We start from the raw sequence: 14,700 nt of genomic DNA on the forward strand, positions 1-14,700 counted from the left end.
GCCGCGACACGGGGCTGGACGTGGGAGAGGACCTCGTTGGTCTGCTCGCGGGGCTCCAGTGCTTTCTGCGCGGTCACCCGGTACGGCTCGACCTTGGTCGAGCCGATCGCGGCGCGGGCCAGGCCGACCTTCTCCAGCAGGCCCTTGTCCCCGCCACCGGCGGCCGGGTTGTCGTCGTTGCGGCGCATGGCCAGGCGCACGTTCCACGACAGCGCCACCACGGGGCCGCCCATGAGAAACAGGTCGTCCAGCGGGCCGGCGGTCGGCCCGGCCAGGCAGGCGCCGGTCAGCCACGCCGACCCGGCCGCGACCGTGATGGCGGAGTGGAGGCGGCGCTGCTGGCTGGTGTTGCGGCCGATCCACCACGTCGCCCCCGTGAGGGCGACGGAGGCGAGGGTGAGTCCGGCGCCGGCGGCGGCGCTGTCGGCCCACCGCAGGTTGCCGAGGACTCCGGCCAGGCCGGTTCCGGCGACGCCGAGCCACGGCGGCAGGTGCGGCTTCGCCCGGTGGAGCAGGTAAGCCGTGATCGTCCCACCGGTGGAGCCGCTGCCGTGGTCGTCGAGTACGTCTACGGTCGTGTGCTTGCGTCCGGCCATGACCGGACCTCCCTTCCGACTCGGTTACTGCTGGACCCAGTTCATGCGCTGCTGGGCGCGGGGGCGGGCGTGGTGGCGGACGCGGTTGATCTCCTCGCGGTACTCCTGCTGGAACGTGGAGTAGGTGGCGGCGGCGAGCTTGGCGGCGTTGCGCAGCTCGTCGGCGGACTTCTGGAGCTTGCGGGCGACCTTCGCGGCCCGGATCCGGGAGCCTCCGATCCGGCCCTCCGGGTCCGGCACCGCCGCCAGCACGCTCTTCAGGATCTCGGCGCCCATGGCGACCTCGATGGACAGGGCGACGGCGGTGGCGCGCAGGTGGTTGCAGTAGGCGCGGACTTGCGCGGGGGAGGTGAAGTCGGGCTCGGGCATGAGGGCCTGCGGGTGCGGCCGCCGGCCGCCTCCTCCGTTGCCGTTGACGGTGGTGCGGTTGACGTTGACGTTGACCGGCGGGATGAACGAGCCGCCCATCGCGCCGACGAACCCGCCCACGGCGGCGCCGGCGTTGGCGAACTTGTCGGACTTGTTGCCGCCGCCGTTGCCGTTGGCGCGGTTGGTGTTGGTGCGGGTGGTGCGGCGGGCGTTGGGGTTCGGGATCTGGGCCATGACGGGGTCTCCTCAGGTCACTTCGAGCGGCGGACGACGAGCCAGAACACCTGCACCGCGAGCGTCAGCCCCGCCCACGTCCAGGCGAGCGGGACAGTGAGCGGGCCGTAGTGGAAGGTCGCAGCCGCCCAGCCGACGGCGAGGGCGGCGAGGACGGCGGCCGCCAGGAGGCGGCCGGGACGCTCCCCGACCCGCGCCGGGTGCTTGGCCCGGACCCAGACCAGGGCCAGCAGCGGGACCAGGGCGGCCGGGGCGAGAACGTAGACCATCCACGGGGCGATCGCGTGGACCACGGCCGTCAGGACGTAGGCGAGGACGGCGTAGCCGGTCGGGGCCCACGCGGCGCGGTGCTTCCACGCCCAGCCGCCGGCGGCCCGGGCGAGGCGGGACGACAGCGACGGGTGGGGCTCGGAGACGAGGACGACGACTGGCGGGGCGTTCTTGGCGCCGCGCTGGCGGGGGATGCGGACGGTGGTGGCACCCGGGGGCACCTGCACCGTGCGGGTACGGGAACGACGGGACACGGGATGCACTCCCTTACACACGAGAGACGAAGGAGGCCGCCCCAGAGAAGGTGGGGCGGCCGGGAAACGGTGCAGGTCAGAGCATGTTGGGCTCCAGGGAGAAGAACACGACGGTCGCGTCCTGCAGGTGCGGGTAGATGTTCAGGGCGTGCCGGCGGATCGCGCCGTAGGCGTCGTGGCGGGTCTCCCCGACGGCCGGGTTGTACGTGCCGGTTACCGTGCCCTGACCCCGTCCGTCGGACAGGGTCAGCACGTACATCAGCGAGCCCTGCGACTGGGCGTTCTGCATGGGAACCTCCAGGTCAGGCGGCGAGAGTGGTGGGGGCGTCCGCGCACGGGACGCACGAGCCGAGCGAGGGCGGGATCCGGTATCCGGCGTCCCGCCCACAGGCCGGGCAGACCCGGCGGGCCGCGTTCGCCCGGGCCAGCGCGGCCCGCTTGGCCGGGGTCATCGGCCGGACGGGGCGGGCGAGGTCGATCCGGTAGAGGTAGGCGACGAGGGGGCCGCGTCGGCGGCGGGGGCGTTCGAGCTGGGCCACGACTGGCTGACCCCCGGGCCGCAGACCCATCGCCCGGAGCTGCCGGAACGTGGCCAGCCCCTCCGGCGCCAGACGCCACTGGTACACGGGCAGGCTGGCCATCAGCTGAGCCGGTGGTGCGAGGCCCGGCAGGTGGCGGCGTGCTCGTTGGCCGCGCGGCGGGCGAAGCCGAGGTGGTCGCCCGTGTCGGGGCGGTCGCCGCAGCCGTGGCAGTGCCAGATCGAGCCGTAGGAGGCTCGGGTGCCGGTGACGTCGACGGCGGCGCCGGTCTGGTTGTGGAACCGGATGAGGAGGTTGTCGGGCTCGGGCGGGTTGGTGTGCGGGGAGAGCTTCACCGGGACGCTCCTTCCAGAGCCGGGGTGGTGTCGCGGAGTTCCTGGTAGCGGGTGGAGACCCAGCCGACGGACCAGCCGCACAGCTCGGCCGCCTGCCGCACCGGCACCCCGGCGGCGAACGCCGCGGCCACCGTCTGGCGGGCCTGCTCCTCGGGCTGCTTGCCGTTCACCGGCCCGGCGGCGAGGAGCGCGGCGCGTTCACGCTCGGCCTGCTCCTGCCGTTCACGGCGTTCACGGGCGGCCTGCTCGGCGGCCTGCCGGCGGTCGTGTTCGGCGCGCTGGGCGGCCTCGCGTTCACGTCGTTCACGGGCCAGGCGCTGCTGTTCACGCTCGCGTTCATCGCGTTCACGCGCCTCCCGCTCCGCCCGCTCCCTGCGCTCCTCACGCTCAGCCTGCTCGCGCACGAGTGCCGCCTCGTGCTCACGCTGTTCACGGGCCAGCTTCGCGTCGAACTCGCGGCGCTCACGCTCCCGCCGCTCCTCCTCGTCCGCCCGCCGCTGTGCGGCCTGCTCGGCCTCCTGGGCGTGCTCGCGGGCCTCCTGCTCGCGGCGCCGGCGCTCGGCCCGCTCCCGCTCTTCCAGGCCGTTCACGGCGGCCGTGATGGCGCGGCGGTAGGCGAGGCCGGTCTCGGAGGTGACGATGAGGAGGAGGGGTGCGACCGCGTGCACGGCCACTCCGACCAGGTCTTTCCTCAGTGCTGAGTCGGCCGTGTTCAGGGCGAGGGTCATGATGCCGGTCATCCACCGCAGCACCACCGGCCACCGTCCGCCCTCCCCGCCCAGGCGGGCCAGGACGGAGTCGAGGCGGACGACGATGACGACGGCGGCGTCCACGACGATGGGGAGGATGGGGGCGGTCCAGTCCCACTCGTCGGCGGTGTGGGCCCGCATCAGCGGCGTGACGGTGAGGACCGAGTACAGCATCGCCCCGCACACGATCAGCCACGTCCCGACGTTGAGCGCCTGCTCCGCTGAACGGATCTGAACAGCGTTCACGACACCGCCCCCAAGCCCAGTTCGACCGCCTCCAGCTCCGGGACGGGGGCGAAGCCGACCAGCTCGATGTCGGCGCCGGCGAACCGGCCGTGAACCTTCAGCACCCGCGTCCCGCCACCGCCCTGAACACGATGAACGACCCCCGTCGGGTCGATGTTCAGGGCCTCGCGCCACGCCTCGAACGCGCCGAGGCCGTCGTGCAGCGACAGCCGCAGCCGGTCCGGGTAGACCGGGCACAGGTCCACGTTCGGCGCCGTCAGGTCCGAGAGCGTCTGGGCGTTCACGCGGCACCGCCCGACTGCACCGCGATGCGGTTGGTCAGGTTCCGGCGCTCGACCAGGACCCGGTTGCGGGCCCGGCGCACGCGCCGCTCGTCCAGCTCGGTCGCCGGACGGTCCAACGTCATGATCTCCACGTCAAGGAGGTCGACCTCCGCCGCGATCAGCGGCAGCTCCAGCTCGATCGCGTCCAGCTCCGCGTCCGACGGCTCACCGTCGAACGCCAGCGCCTGGGAGGTGGCGGGGAGTGTGATGATGGACTTCATGGGTCGTGCTCCCTTCACAGCAGGGGGTGAAACGGCCCGTACCGAACCCCCGGTGCTCGAACACCGGGGGTTCACGCCGTTGAAGCTCGGGGGTGGATACCGGCTCCCCTCGACCCCGCCCGTACGAGACGGGCGGAGGAGGCAACCGGCCGCAGCCGAGCGGCTGCGGAGTTGGGTAAATCAGTGGTCTCATTCGGGGACGCGCCTGCCGGTTCAAGGAACAGCCGCTAGGGCCCCGTCTTAGGCAGAGACCTGCCGTCCGGACTGACAAGGACCGCCCCCATACAGGCGAACGGCTGTCCGGCGTCCTCGGCCCGCTCTGTCCCGGGCCCCTTGACCGCAACTCACCCTGAACTGGGGCACGTCGAGGTCCTGCACTCCCCCGGTCGGTGTAACCACCCGGCGGGCACATCCCTAAGGTTCCCTAGGGTTCCTTGCGGTGTCAAGCAGTAGGCTAGGGAACCTCAGGGATGTCACGACAGGGAGCGAGCGACATGGCAGGCCAGGCCGACAATCGGGCGCCCTACGCGAGGATCGCCGCCCACTACGCCGAGCTGATCTCGTCTGGCGAGCTTCAGCCGGGAACCCTCATGCCGAGCATCAAGAACCTCTCGGAGGAGTGGAAGGTCAGCACCGCGACCGTTGAGAAGGCCCTGCGGAAGCTGCGGAATGACGGACTCATTCGCGGCATTCACGGCATCGGCACCGAGGTTCTGGACCAGCCTGCCCCCATGTCCTCGGGTTCTCAGCGGCAGGACCGGGGACGCCGCACGGGGTCCAGCTGGGGAGACGGGGAGCGTTCCGACTCACACCAGGCCACTGTCGTGCCGGCGCCCGCGGATGTGGCGCAGGCGCTGGACATTCAGCCTGGCTCCGAAGTGGTTCGCCGCAGCCGCGTCTATCGCGACCGGCACGGCATCGTCGCGCACAGCACGTCGTGGATCCCCGCCCGCTACGCGCGCCTGATCCCGCAGTTGGCGACGAGCGAGCGATTGACGGGGGGGACCTCGCTCCAGCTCATCGCAGAGGCGACCGGACATCCGATCAGCCACCGCGTCGACACGGCTTCCGCCTCCCTCCTGACTCCGGAGTACGCGCGCCTTCTGGAGCTGGATCCCGACAACGCGCCCGCGGACCCGGTGGTCGTCATGACCGCAAGGTTCGTGGACAGCGAGGGCAGCGTCGTGGAGTACGGCGTAGACCTGGGCGGTCCCGGCCGTACGTGGCGGACGGAATCGGAGGTCGTCGCGTGAGCGGCGCGGACGCCCCCCAAGTGAACCGCGCGCCGTCTCGGCCGCCGTTCTGTGTCTTCATGGTTGGGCTTCCTGGATCCGGCAAGACCACTCTGTCCCGCGCCCTCACCGATCGCGGGTTCGTGCGCCTATGCCCGGACGAAGAGATGTTCCGCCGGCACGGCGTCTACGGAGTGGACTTTCCCCGCGGTCTCTTTCCGACCCTGGAGATTCCGGTCCTCGAAGACGTGGCTGCCGAACTTAGGGAGCACCTGCAGGCCGGGCACGATGTCGTGGTCGATCACGGCTTTTGGACCCCTGAGGACAGGGCGAAATGGCGGTCAATCGCCACAGACGCCGATGCAACCCCCATCCTCGTCTATTTGGCAGTGAGCCATGACGAGCTGTGGGCACGGATCAGTAAGCGCAACGAGTTCCACGCGAACGATCCGAACGCGATCTACTTCTCCGAAAGCGACCTCCAGCGGTACCGCGCCCGCTTCTTCCCCCCCGAGGCGGAAGAGTCGCACGTACTGTATGACGGAAACCCCTCAACAGTGATTAGCGCCCTAGTTTAGGTTCCCCCCTGCCACACATGTTTCGCTTCACAGGTCGACTCAACTCCCTCGATCAGGAAGTAACCACCTCTAGGGCGTAAAAGACTTGGCTTGCGAGATAAGAACTTTCTGCGCCAAGAATTTCACAAGCCTGACATCCGGGGCGAGATTTTCAGATTCTTTCGAGAAGGGCATGAGCATCTCCCCGTGCGACACTCCATCATTCTCCTTGGTGTGCACGATTCGACACCTGATGTCATAAACTCGATTCGCAACAGCAGCCAAAAGATCACTTCGCGCATCAGACAGGTTGATCTGCGTGACGCTCTTGATCTTCTGCTTTCCTGAAAAATGGTCACGCAGCTCGGCGTCAGAAGAGATGAGATCCCGGACCTGTTCAGGGGTAACACAGGCAGCAACGGTTGCAGAAAGCTGCTCCCTCTCGCTCCCAAAACCTCTACCCGCACCGCTCGCCAACGCGAGAATACGGATCAGACTGCCATCATCCTCCGGGCGAAACCGGGGGTCCCTGAGCTCACTCCGCAGCTTCGCCAGGGTCCCCAAGTGACTAAAGGTTGGAAAGAAGTATTCCAGCACTTGATAGTAGGCCAAATATTCAATGAGTGGGAATTCTCCAGAAATCCTACCAAACCAATACAAGCTAAGCGGCTTTTCGGGGTAATTGTATCTCGGCATTCGAGGAGCCTGATCGAATTCCGCAACCCCCTCTTCATCTCGGAGGGGCCGGCGAGGCTTCCACAGGCGAACACAGAGCTCATAAGTCAAGTCAAGCTCGAAGAATGCAGCTTCAGCAACACGTTCAAGGATTCGCAACGCTTCATCATGCGTTTGAGCCGTGACGCCGCTGATACGCAGAGTAGGAAAGGTGTGGCGACGGGGCCGATAATCACGCCGCGCCGGAGGAATAGGTGGATAGATGCGCGCTCTTTCAGCAAACTTGGAAAATCGCTTCGAGGTGCTGCCGAGCGCCACGCTCAGCACTTCATCGCCGTTTGGCTCGAAGTCAACAGACCATAGCCGGGAGTTTGACCTACGCCAATCGTCCCCGGGCGGATCTACCAGCACTTCCTCAAACAAACTCCCCTGAGTCGACCTCGACTCCGACTCGTCAGGGATAACCTGAGCCCCAGGGATATCCCTTAGCCAGAATTTTTGGTAGCCGCGCGTCTCCACAGACGCCTCGATCACACCATCATTCTTAAAGAAGCACGCATCATAGTCCCCGAGATACATCAAGTTCTCCGGGCCGATATCCAAGAGAAGGATGGCTCGCTCCCGTGACACGATTTGCCGTCGGGTATTCCTCCCGTTCTTCAAATAGACAACCGTAGTGCCCAATTCGCTCTGTTCGATTTCTATACCCAGTGTCTTGCAACGAGCAAAGAGCTGACTCTGAGGGTCACTCTCAACCTGATCCATTCGACGTTCGCCCACAGCTTCCCCTTCCCCACACCGGTCTGACAGCAGGCTAGCCGGATGCCGTGGCCCAAGGCGCAAGGGGCGGGGACCTGAAGCATCCAGCTACGGCCTCCGCGAACCGAGTGAACGCTTCGTGTTGTTAGGGAAGTTCAGCTAGCTCCTTGCGAGCGCCACCCCCCGGGAAGCATGTGGGGTCTCCGGCTTCGAGGAGCGCACCACCTGTGCACCACCTAGGACGGACAACCACGGTCAACCGCGGATCTACCCCAGGACGGCAGACTGCCTTCAGTGACGACGAAAGCCCAGGTCAACGCGGCGATCCAAACGTGGCGGGGCAAGATTCCCAAGCTTATAGCGCGGGTTCGATTCCCGTCATCCGCTCTTCGAACGAAGGCCCTGGTCAGAGACCAGGGCCTTCGTCGTCGTCCGGGCCGTCCCGGGGTGGTGGATCAGTTCTGGGTGGGGGCTTGGGGGGTGTGGGTCTTCTCTCGCATCTTGCGGAGCAGTTCCGCCTTGCGGTCGGCGGCGCCCTGGCGGTCGAGGTTGCGGTGGGGGCCGTTGTTCTGGCGTTCGGCGCGGGACAGCTTCTTGCGCTGGCCGCCGCCCTGGCCCACGGGGTTGTTGATGTTCTTGCTGTCGGTCACGGGGGCTCCCGGTCGTGAGGTGCGGTGGTCTACGGGTTCGGAAGGCCCGTGGCCCGGGACGGCAGGGCGTCCAGGGCGGTGAGGTCCTCCGGGGTGAGGAGCAGGTCGGCCGCCGCGATGTTGTCCTCCACGTGGGCGACCGAGGAGGTGCCGGGGATCGGGAGGACCACGGGTGACCTGCTCATCGTCCAGGCCAGTTTGACCTGTGCGGTGGTCGCTCCGTGCCGGGCGGCGATCCGGGCCGCCGGCTCGGAGGGTTCGGGGCGGCCCAGGGTCTCCAGGGAGAAGAAGGGGACGAAGGCGATGCCCTGCCGGGCGCAGGCGTCGAGGACGTCCGCGTCCTGGCGGTGGAAGAGGCCGTACATGTTCTGCACCGCCGCCACCGGGGCGATCCGCTGGGCCGCCGCGAGCCGGCGGGTGGTGGTGTTGCTGAGGCCGAGGTGCCGGATCAGGCCCTCCTCCCGCAGGGCCGCGAGCGCGCCGAACCGTTCGGCCAGGGTGTCGTCCTCGTCGTCGTCCCCGTGGAGGCGCAGGTAGACGAGGTCGAGGCGGTCCCGGCCGAGTTCGCGCAGCGTGCGGTGGACTCCGGCGACGAGTTCACGGGGGCCGGCCGGGGCTCCCCAGCTGCCGTCGGGGTGCCGGACCGGGCCGACCTTGGCGGCGAGGACCAGGTCCTCCGCGTAGGGGTGCAGGACGCGGCGGATCAGGCCGTTGGCCGAGAGCTCCCCGTGGAAGTAGAACCAGGCGGTGTCGATGTGGTTCACCCCCAGCTCGACGGCCCGCCGCAGCACGGCCGCCGACGTCTCCGGGTCGTTCGCGGGGCCGGCGATCTCGCGGGCGGGGAGCCGCATGGCGCCGAAGCCCATCCGGGCGACGGGAAGGTCTCCGCCGAGGAGGAAGACGGAGGGCGGGTTCTCACGGGTCGTGGTCATGCCTCCCGATCCTCGGGAGGGCTCGTGCCGGAGGCGAACGCCTGGCAGCTTGGTGCCATGACGACGCGGGACATCGTGACGGTGCGGGGCGAGGCCGAGCTGGCGCGGCGGGCGGGCGCCCTGTTCGACGGGGTGCGGCGGGAGTTCCTCTGCGCCGCCGGGGAACCGGGAACGTGGTCGGCCGCCGCCCCTCGCGCGCGTCGCGCGCTCCCGCCCGGTCTCGTGGTGCGCAAGCTGTACGGTCCCGGCGTCCTCCGTGCCCCCGGCGGCCAGGAGTTGCTGGGGCGGCTCGGCGAGGCCGGCGCGGAGGTCCGGATCTCGCCCGCGCCGCCGGCCCACGAGGCGATCGTCGTCGACGGGCGGCTCGCGGTCCTCGCGGCCCCGCGGCCGGCCGCGGGGGGACCCCGTACGTACAGCGTCGTCCAGGAGCCGGACGTGGTGGCCGGGGTGCGCGCCCTGTTCGAGGCGGCCTGGGCGGTCTCGACGGATCTCGCCGTGTACCGTCGTGCGCCGTTCCCCCGGCTCGACGACGCCGAACGGGCCGTCCTGCGGGCCCTGGCGGCCGGTCACACGGACGAGGCCGCGTCCCGCCGGCTGGGCGTGTCCCTGCGCACCTACCGCCGGCGGGTCGCCACCCTCATGACCGCGCTGGGCGCCCGCTCCCGTTTCCAGGCCGGCCTGCGGGCCCGCGAGGTCCTCGGCCGGGGGCCGGACGCCTGACGGAGCCGCCCGGCCGGAGGCCTGCGGGCACGGGCCGGGGCCGTTCACGGCCCGGCGCCCTCCGGGGCCGGACGGGCTTCGGGGGCCAGCCAGGTCAGGACCGCCGTGGTCATGGCCGTCACGCCGGTGGTGAGGGTGGGTTCGATGACGGGGGCGAAGCGCGGGGAGTGGTTGGAGGGGATGTCGCGGGCCACCGTGCCGGACTTCCGCGCCTTCTCGTAGGTGGCGGGGTCGGTGCCGCCGAAGAACCAGTAGCAGAGGGGTGCGCCGGCGGCGGTGCCGAAGGCGGCGCAGTCCTCGCTGCCGGTCGCGGGGCCGGGGTCGAAGACGCGCTCCTCGCCGAGACGGGAGCGGAGGGCGGCGAGGGTGCGGGCCGTGGCGGCGGGGTCGTTGACGAGGACGGGGAAGGCGTCGAGGGTCTCGACGAGGGGTTCGCGCGGGGCTCCCGCGGCGGCCGCCTCGCCCTCGATGATGCGGCGGACGGCGGCCAGGACGGTGGCGCGGACGGCGTCGGTGTAGGTGCGGATGTTGAGCTTGAGCTCGGCGGTGTCCGGGATGACGTTGTCCGTGGTGCCGGCGTTGAGCGCGCCGACGGTGACGACGGCGGTGTCGCCGCCCGCGATCTCGCGGGAGACCACGGTCTGCAGGCGCATCACGGTGGCGGCGGCCATGACGACCGGGTCGACGGCGGCCTCCGGGCGTGAGCCGTGGGCGCCCTTGCCGTACAGGGTGACCTTCAGCGCGTCGGTGGCGGCGAGCGCCGGGCCGGCGTGGCAGCCGACCGTGCCGGCGGGGAACGGCGCGACGTGCTGGGCGAGGACGACGTCCGGGATGCCGACCCTGTCGAACAGGCCGTCGTCGATCATGGCCTGGGCGCCGGCGCCGATCTCCTCGGCGGGCTGGAAGACGGCGGTGACCGTGCCGGACCAGGAGTCGCGGGCGGCGGCGAGCAGGCCGAGGGCGCCGAGGAGGCAGGTGACGTGCATGTCGTGGCCGCAGGCGTGCATGACGCCGTCGGTGGTGCTCGCGTACGGCAGCCCGGTCCGCTCGGTGACGGGGAGCGCGTCGAAGTCGGCGCGCAGCAGCACGTGCGGGCCTGGGCCGTTGGCGAGGACGCCGACGACGCCGGTGCGGCCGACGCCGGTGGTGACGTCGAGGCCGAGGTCCCCGAGGCGTTCCGCGATCAGGCCGGAGGTGCGGTGCTCCTGGAAGGGAAGCTCGGGGTGGGCGTGCAGGTCCCGGTAGAGGTCCGCCAGGCCGGGGGCGGTCCGGGGCAGCCCGGCGAGGACGGTGTCGGCGGCCGTGCTGTCGGCGGCCGTGCCGCCGGGGGGCGTGGCGCCGGGGGCCGGGGCGTCGCCGGAGGGACGTTCCGCATCGCTCATGGCCACATGCTCCGGGGCGGGTCACCCGCAGGCATGCCTGGTGGTCCGTTCGGATGACGCCCCCCTCAGTGGGAGGCCCACCAGGTGGAGGGGGCCGCGGTGGTGTAGCCCAGGGACTCGTAGAGGGGCCGGCCGAGCTTCGAGGCGGTGAGGGTGGCCGGGAGGTCGGGCAGGTGGGCGAGGGAGGCGAGCATGACGGCCCGGCCGACGCCGCGCGAGCGGAAGGCCGGGGACGTGGCGATCCAGTAGTGGCTGGCCACGCCGTCGTGCACGACGCTGACGCCGGCTCCCGCCGGTTCGCCGTCGCGCAGGGCGACGAAGACGTCCACGCCCGGCTGCTCGACGAGCGCCGGCGGGAACATCTCGCCGGGGCGGTGGGGCTCGAACCCGGTGAGCTCGAAGGCCTCGATGACGATCCGCTCGGCCGCCCGGAGGTCCTCGGGCCGCTCGACCCGGATCACGTCCGGGACCGGTTCGCCGACGGGCGCCGGGGGGCGCAGCATGACCGGCATCTGCCAGGAGCGCGGGGCCAGGTGGCTCAGGTCGGTCGCGCTGAACGGGTCCTCGGCCAGCACCGGGCCGACCGCCCGGTGGGCCAGCGCGGCCAGTTCGGCGAGCTCGTCCGGGTCGAGGTCCGGCTCCTGGATCAGGATCCGCAGGCCGGCGCGCTCGTCGCCGTCGACGGCGACGAAGCCGCGGCGCCGGACGACGTCGTGGCCCCGGGACCGGCCGGTCGCGGTCCAGAAGGCGGCGGAGTTGCGGGCCTGACGCAGCGGCGCCTCGGACAGGGCCAGGGACGCGGGTGATGTGGTCATGACGCCTACCGTAGTGGCGAAATCCCCTCCCACCTGGGCCACTTCGCGGCGTGGCGGCTGGGCCACCTCCCCGGACCGCGGTCGCCGTCACCGCGGCATCAGGGCCGCCCGGTCGCCCCCGCGCCGGCCTCGGGTCGGCGACCCGGGGCCGGCGTCACGGCGTCACGGCGTCACGCGTCACGGCGTCACGCGTTACGGCGTGAAGGCGTCACGGCCTCCCGGTCAGGCCGGCTCGACGTGGAAGGTGATGCCGTCCGCGAGGGCCTCGCAGCGCCGGACGGCCTCCGCGCGGGTGGGGGCGGTGGCGAAGACGTAGCCGCGGTCGGAGGAGAGGAGGGAGTCCATCGCCGACACCTCGTCGCCCACGTGCTTGCCGATGACCGCCCCGGCGTCCTCCGCCGCGAAGTCCTTGAGGTACGGGATCATGTGGGGGGCGCGTTCGCCGGCCGGGACCCGGCGGACGGGGACCGGCAGCTCGTCCGCGCCGGTGATCGCCGTGATCCGGCCGGGGGCCGCGTCCAGGAAGCGGATCGCCGCGCCCTGCTTCGGCTCCGGCGCCGTCTCGGGCAGCCGGTCGATGCCCAGCGGCACCGTCATGAACAGCCGCGCGGGGTCCCAGCCCGTGGCCCGGTGCACCATCTCGGGGATGCCGGCGCCCGACAGCCGGTTGTGGGTCTCCAGCAGGCGCGGGCCGGCCGGGGTGAGGACGAACTCGCTGTGCGAGGGGCCGTCGGTCAGGCCGACCGCGTCCAGCACGCCGGCGGTGACCCGGTGGAGCTCCGCCAGGTCCGGCCGCGCCGCGTCGCTGGGGACGCTGCACTCCCACTCGACGAAGTGCTCGTTCACCCGGTACTCGCTGACGCCCAGCACCACGTGGCGGCCCTCGTGGGAGAACGCCTCGACGCTGACGACCGGGCCCTCCAGGTACTCCTCGGCCAGGACGCCGCCGTACCCGAACTCCTCGATCTCCCGGACGGCGCGGGCGGCGCCCTCCGCGTCGCTCACCACGTTGATGTGCAGGCTGCCCGCGCCCTGGCCGGGCTTCAGCACGATCCGGTCGCCGACCTCCTCCAGGAACGCGACCGCCTCGGCGGCGCTGCGCACCCGGCGGTGGCGCACCGGGCTCAGCCCGTGCCGGTCCAGGGCCTGCCGGGTGAGGGCCTTGTCCTGGATGATCCGGGACACCTCCGGCGGGGTGCCGGGCAGGCCGAGCTTCTCGTTGACCTCGCCGACCGGCACGGCCGACAGCTCGGTGGTGGTCAGGATCCGGTCGAAGGGCTCGGCCTCGTGCAGCGGCCGCAGCAGCTCCAGGAGCGCGCCGGTGTCGGTGATGTCGCAGGTCAGGACGGAGACGCAGTGCTGTTCGGCCTCGGCGCGGTCGAACTGTCCCTCGGTGTGGACCAGGGTGACGTCGATGCCGAGTTCCCTGGCTCCGTGGACGGGGGCGGGACGGCCTCCGACGACGGCGATACGGGGCCGTGCGTTCATCGCGGTGCTCTTTCCGTGGGCGGTCTGGAGGGGGGCGGGGGCGCTGCTCAGGCGGGTGCTCGGGTGCACCTCGCGCTCGACGCGGGGCAGGATCTCGGGGAGGTAGATCTCCTGGATGGCCGCGCCCTCGCCGTGCGCCTCCCAGTGGGCGCGGCTCGCCCAGCGCTCGACGAGGACGAAGCGGACCGGGTCCGCGTCCGAGCGGTACGCCTCCCAGGAGACGCAGCCGTCCTCGGCGAGGCACAGCGGGCGCATCCGGCGGAGCGCGTCGGCCACGGGCGCGGCGTCGGCGGGGTCGGGCACGCGGACGATGACGATCAGGTCGAACACGGCGGTCTCCCCGGCGGTGTTCGGGACGGCGGTCGGGTCGGGCATCAGGCGGTCTCCTCCGCTGCGGCGATCCGGACGATCTCCGGGAGCCAGGTGCTCACCGGGGCGAGGTCGACGCCGAGGGCGAGCGCCCGTCCGGCGTCCATGCCGAAGTCGGCCGGGCAGGAGTAGGGCGAGAGCGCCGGGTCGCCGGCCGGGTCGTCCTTCTCCACGACGGTGGTGGCCTTGCCGGTGGCCTGCTCCACGGCGGCGCACACGTCGTAGACGTCCGCCGTGTCCGGGGAGGCGACGTTCACGACGCCGGGCAGTTCGGTGGTGGCGGCCCGGGCGAGGAACGCGGCGACGTCCGGGGCGTGCACCAGGGAGGTACGGCCCGGGCGGGCGTGGGCGGTGACGGGTTCCCCGGCGCGGGCGCGGTCGAGGTGGAACCGCAGCCGGCCGGTGAAGTCGTCGGTGGCGGCGAGGACATGGGCGACGCGGGCGACGGTGACGGGCACCTGCGCGTTCCGCACCAGGGCGGCCTCGGCCTGCCGCTTGCCCTCGCCGTAGTTGCGGCCCACGAAGTCCAGGTCGTGCCACGGCAGTCCGGTGTCGTACGCGTACTCCTCCGGCCGGAGTTCGTCCTCGCGGGCGAAGGCGCTCAGGGGCGGCGCCGGGGTCCGGTGGCGGAAGGTGTCGGTGTTGTACACCTCCATGCTGCTGGTGAGCACGAACCGGCCGGCGCGCCCGCCGAAGGCCGTGGCGGCGTCCAGCGCGGCGGCCGGGGTGTAGCACGCCTGGTGCACCACGGCGTCGAACCGCTCGCCGGCGACCGCGGCGGCCAGCTCGCCCGGCCGGCCGACGTCGGCGGTCAGCCGCCGCACGGCCGGGCCGAACGGGTCGGCCGTGCGGCCCCGGGTGACCAGCGTGACCCGGTGTCCCTCGTCGATCAGCCGGCGCACCAGGAGCTTCCCGAAGAAGCGGGTGCCTCCGATGACGCAGATCTCAGCCATCTCTCTCGCCTTTCTCGTCCGTCTTCTCGTCC

Annotated in this window: 18 protein-coding genes and 1 pseudogene; 3 read left to right on the plus strand and 16 right to left on the minus strand. The window is 71.3% G+C overall.

Going from position 1 to position 14,700, the window contains the following annotated elements:
• From ACFW1I_RS05350 to ACFW1I_RS05390, 9 genes and pseudogenes are all read right to left on the minus strand, one after another.
• A pseudogene (locus ACFW1I_RS05350) lies at positions 1–596 on the minus strand (sporulation protein SsgA); the annotation flags it as partial.
• 24 nt (positions 597–620) lie between these two features.
• Positions 621–1,199 (minus strand): plasmid transfer protein TraA, encoded by a 579-nt coding sequence (gene traA, locus ACFW1I_RS05355; protein WP_384666246.1) that lies wholly within the window; start codon positions 1,197–1,199, stop codon positions 621–623.
• Positions 1,200–1,216: 17 nt separating this feature from the next.
• Positions 1,217–1,723, minus strand: a complete 507-nt coding sequence (locus ACFW1I_RS05360) for a hypothetical protein (RefSeq protein ID WP_384666248.1) — start codon at positions 1,721–1,723, stop codon at positions 1,217–1,219.
• A gap of 76 nt (positions 1,724–1,799) precedes the next feature.
• On the minus strand, positions 1,800–2,012 hold the full coding sequence (locus ACFW1I_RS05365) for a hypothetical protein (protein ID WP_384666249.1): 213 nt from the start codon (positions 2,010–2,012) through the stop codon (positions 1,800–1,802).
• Positions 2,013–2,025: 13 nt separating this feature from the next.
• Positions 2,026–2,364, minus strand: a complete 339-nt coding sequence (locus ACFW1I_RS05370) for an RRQRL motif-containing zinc-binding protein (protein ID WP_384666251.1) — start codon at positions 2,362–2,364, stop codon at positions 2,026–2,028.
• Entirely contained in the window at positions 2,364–2,597 is a 234-nt protein-coding gene (locus ACFW1I_RS05375; protein WP_384666253.1) for a hypothetical protein, read from the minus strand. The genes ACFW1I_RS05370 and ACFW1I_RS05375 overlap by 1 nt, the downstream gene beginning before the upstream one ends.
• The gene (locus ACFW1I_RS05380; RefSeq protein WP_384666255.1) at positions 2,594–3,592 is read right to left on the minus strand and encodes a DUF2637 domain-containing protein; all 999 of its coding nucleotides are present in this window, start codon (positions 3,590–3,592) and stop codon (positions 2,594–2,596) included. Before ACFW1I_RS05380 ends, ACFW1I_RS05375 begins: the two co-directional genes overlap by 4 nt.
• The gene (locus ACFW1I_RS05385; RefSeq protein WP_384666257.1) at positions 3,589–3,876 is read right to left on the minus strand and encodes a hypothetical protein; all 288 of its coding nucleotides are present in this window, start codon (positions 3,874–3,876) and stop codon (positions 3,589–3,591) included. The genes ACFW1I_RS05380 and ACFW1I_RS05385 overlap by 4 nt, the downstream gene beginning before the upstream one ends.
• The gene (locus ACFW1I_RS05390; RefSeq protein ID WP_384666259.1) at positions 3,873–4,136 is read right to left on the minus strand and encodes a DUF6284 family protein; all 264 of its coding nucleotides are present in this window, start codon (positions 4,134–4,136) and stop codon (positions 3,873–3,875) included. Before ACFW1I_RS05390 ends, ACFW1I_RS05385 begins: the two co-directional genes overlap by 4 nt.
• Before the next feature lie 494 nt (positions 4,137–4,630).
• Here ACFW1I_RS05390 and ACFW1I_RS05395 point away from each other — a divergent pair, with 494 nt between their 5' ends.
• Together ACFW1I_RS05395 and ACFW1I_RS05400 are read left to right on the plus strand one after the other, a co-directional pair.
• Complete coding sequence (locus tag ACFW1I_RS05395) at positions 4,631–5,389, plus strand: GntR family transcriptional regulator (protein ID WP_384666261.1); 759 nt, start codon at positions 4,631–4,633, stop codon at positions 5,387–5,389.
• Between the two features lie 59 nt (positions 5,390–5,448).
• Complete coding sequence (locus ACFW1I_RS05400; RefSeq protein ID WP_384666352.1) at positions 5,449–5,946, plus strand: AAA family ATPase; 498 nt, start codon at positions 5,449–5,451, stop codon at positions 5,944–5,946.
• 69 nt (positions 5,947–6,015) lie between these two features.
• Here ACFW1I_RS05400 and ACFW1I_RS05405 read toward each other — a convergent pair whose 3' ends face one another.
• From ACFW1I_RS05405 to ACFW1I_RS05415, 3 genes are all read right to left on the minus strand, one after another.
• On the minus strand, positions 6,016–7,380 hold the full coding sequence (locus ACFW1I_RS05405; RefSeq protein WP_384666263.1) for a hypothetical protein: 1,365 nt from the start codon (positions 7,378–7,380) through the stop codon (positions 6,016–6,018).
• Positions 7,381–7,814: 434 nt separating this feature from the next.
• Positions 7,815–8,009, minus strand: coding sequence for a DUF6243 family protein (locus tag ACFW1I_RS05410; protein ID WP_384666265.1), 195 nt, complete (start codon positions 8,007–8,009; stop codon positions 7,815–7,817).
• A 29-nt stretch (positions 8,010–8,038) separates the two neighbouring features.
• Positions 8,039–8,941, minus strand: a complete 903-nt coding sequence (locus ACFW1I_RS05415) for an aldo/keto reductase (protein ID WP_384666267.1) — start codon at positions 8,939–8,941, stop codon at positions 8,039–8,041.
• A gap of 57 nt (positions 8,942–8,998) precedes the next feature.
• Between ACFW1I_RS05415 and ACFW1I_RS05420 the strand changes: the two genes are divergently transcribed.
• Entirely contained in the window at positions 8,999–9,661 is a 663-nt protein-coding gene (locus ACFW1I_RS05420) for a DNA-binding response regulator (RefSeq protein WP_384666269.1), read from the plus strand.
• 44 nt (positions 9,662–9,705) lie between these two features.
• Here ACFW1I_RS05420 and ACFW1I_RS05425 read toward each other — a convergent pair whose 3' ends face one another.
• From ACFW1I_RS05425 to ACFW1I_RS05440, 4 genes are all read right to left on the minus strand, one after another.
• Positions 9,706–11,043, minus strand: a complete 1,338-nt coding sequence (locus ACFW1I_RS05425; RefSeq protein WP_384666270.1) for an amidohydrolase — start codon at positions 11,041–11,043, stop codon at positions 9,706–9,708.
• 65 nt (positions 11,044–11,108) lie between these two features.
• Positions 11,109–11,858 carry a GNAT family N-acetyltransferase gene (locus ACFW1I_RS05430; RefSeq protein WP_384666271.1) on the minus strand — a complete coding sequence of 250 codons (750 nt, stop codon included), beginning with the start codon at positions 11,856–11,858 and terminating at the stop codon, positions 11,109–11,111.
• Positions 11,859–12,080: 222 nt separating this feature from the next.
• Entirely contained in the window at positions 12,081–13,721 is a 1,641-nt protein-coding gene (locus tag ACFW1I_RS05435) for an antibiotic biosynthesis monooxygenase (RefSeq protein ID WP_384666273.1), read from the minus strand.
• On the minus strand, positions 13,721–14,668 hold the full coding sequence (locus ACFW1I_RS05440) for an NAD-dependent epimerase/dehydratase family protein (protein WP_384666275.1): 948 nt from the start codon (positions 14,666–14,668) through the stop codon (positions 13,721–13,723). Before ACFW1I_RS05440 ends, ACFW1I_RS05435 begins: the two co-directional genes overlap by 1 nt.
• Between the last annotated feature and the right edge of the window lie 32 nt (positions 14,669–14,700).

Source organism: Streptomyces sp. NPDC058955 (assembly GCF_042741435.1).
Lineage (GTDB): Bacteria > Actinomycetota > Actinomycetes > Streptomycetales > Streptomycetaceae > Streptomyces.

Coding starts and splice junctions, on each gene's coding strand:
- traA (WP_384666246.1), bottom strand. CDS start 1,199: ATGGCCCAGATCCCGAACCCCAACGCCCGCCGCACCACCCGCACCAAC.
- ACFW1I_RS05365 (WP_384666249.1), bottom strand. CDS start 2,012: ATGCAGAACGCCCAGTCGCAGGGCTCGCTGATGTACGTGCTGACCCTG.
- ACFW1I_RS05370 (WP_384666251.1), bottom strand. CDS start 2,364: ATGGCCAGCCTGCCCGTGTACCAGTGGCGTCTGGCGCCGGAGGGGCTG.
- ACFW1I_RS05390 (WP_384666259.1), bottom strand. CDS start 4,136: ATGAAGTCCATCATCACACTCCCCGCCACCTCCCAGGCGCTGGCGTTC.
- ACFW1I_RS05395 (WP_384666261.1), top strand. CDS start 4,631: ATGGCAGGCCAGGCCGACAATCGGGCGCCCTACGCGAGGATCGCCGCC.
- ACFW1I_RS05400 (WP_384666352.1), top strand. CDS start 5,449: ATGGTTGGGCTTCCTGGATCCGGCAAGACCACTCTGTCCCGCGCCCTC.
- ACFW1I_RS05415 (WP_384666267.1), bottom strand. CDS start 8,941: ATGACCACGACCCGTGAGAACCCGCCCTCCGTCTTCCTCCTCGGCGGA.
- ACFW1I_RS05420 (WP_384666269.1), top strand. CDS start 8,999: ATGACGACGCGGGACATCGTGACGGTGCGGGGCGAGGCCGAGCTGGCG.
- ACFW1I_RS05425 (WP_384666270.1), bottom strand. CDS start 11,043: ATGAGCGATGCGGAACGTCCCTCCGGCGACGCCCCGGCCCCCGGCGCC.
- ACFW1I_RS05430 (WP_384666271.1), bottom strand. CDS start 11,858: ATGACCACATCACCCGCGTCCCTGGCCCTGTCCGAGGCGCCGCTGCGT.
- ACFW1I_RS05435 (WP_384666273.1), bottom strand. CDS start 13,721: ATGCCCGACCCGACCGCCGTCCCGAACACCGCCGGGGAGACCGCCGTG.
- ACFW1I_RS05440 (WP_384666275.1), bottom strand. CDS start 14,668: ATGGCTGAGATCTGCGTCATCGGAGGCACCCGCTTCTTCGGGAAGCTC.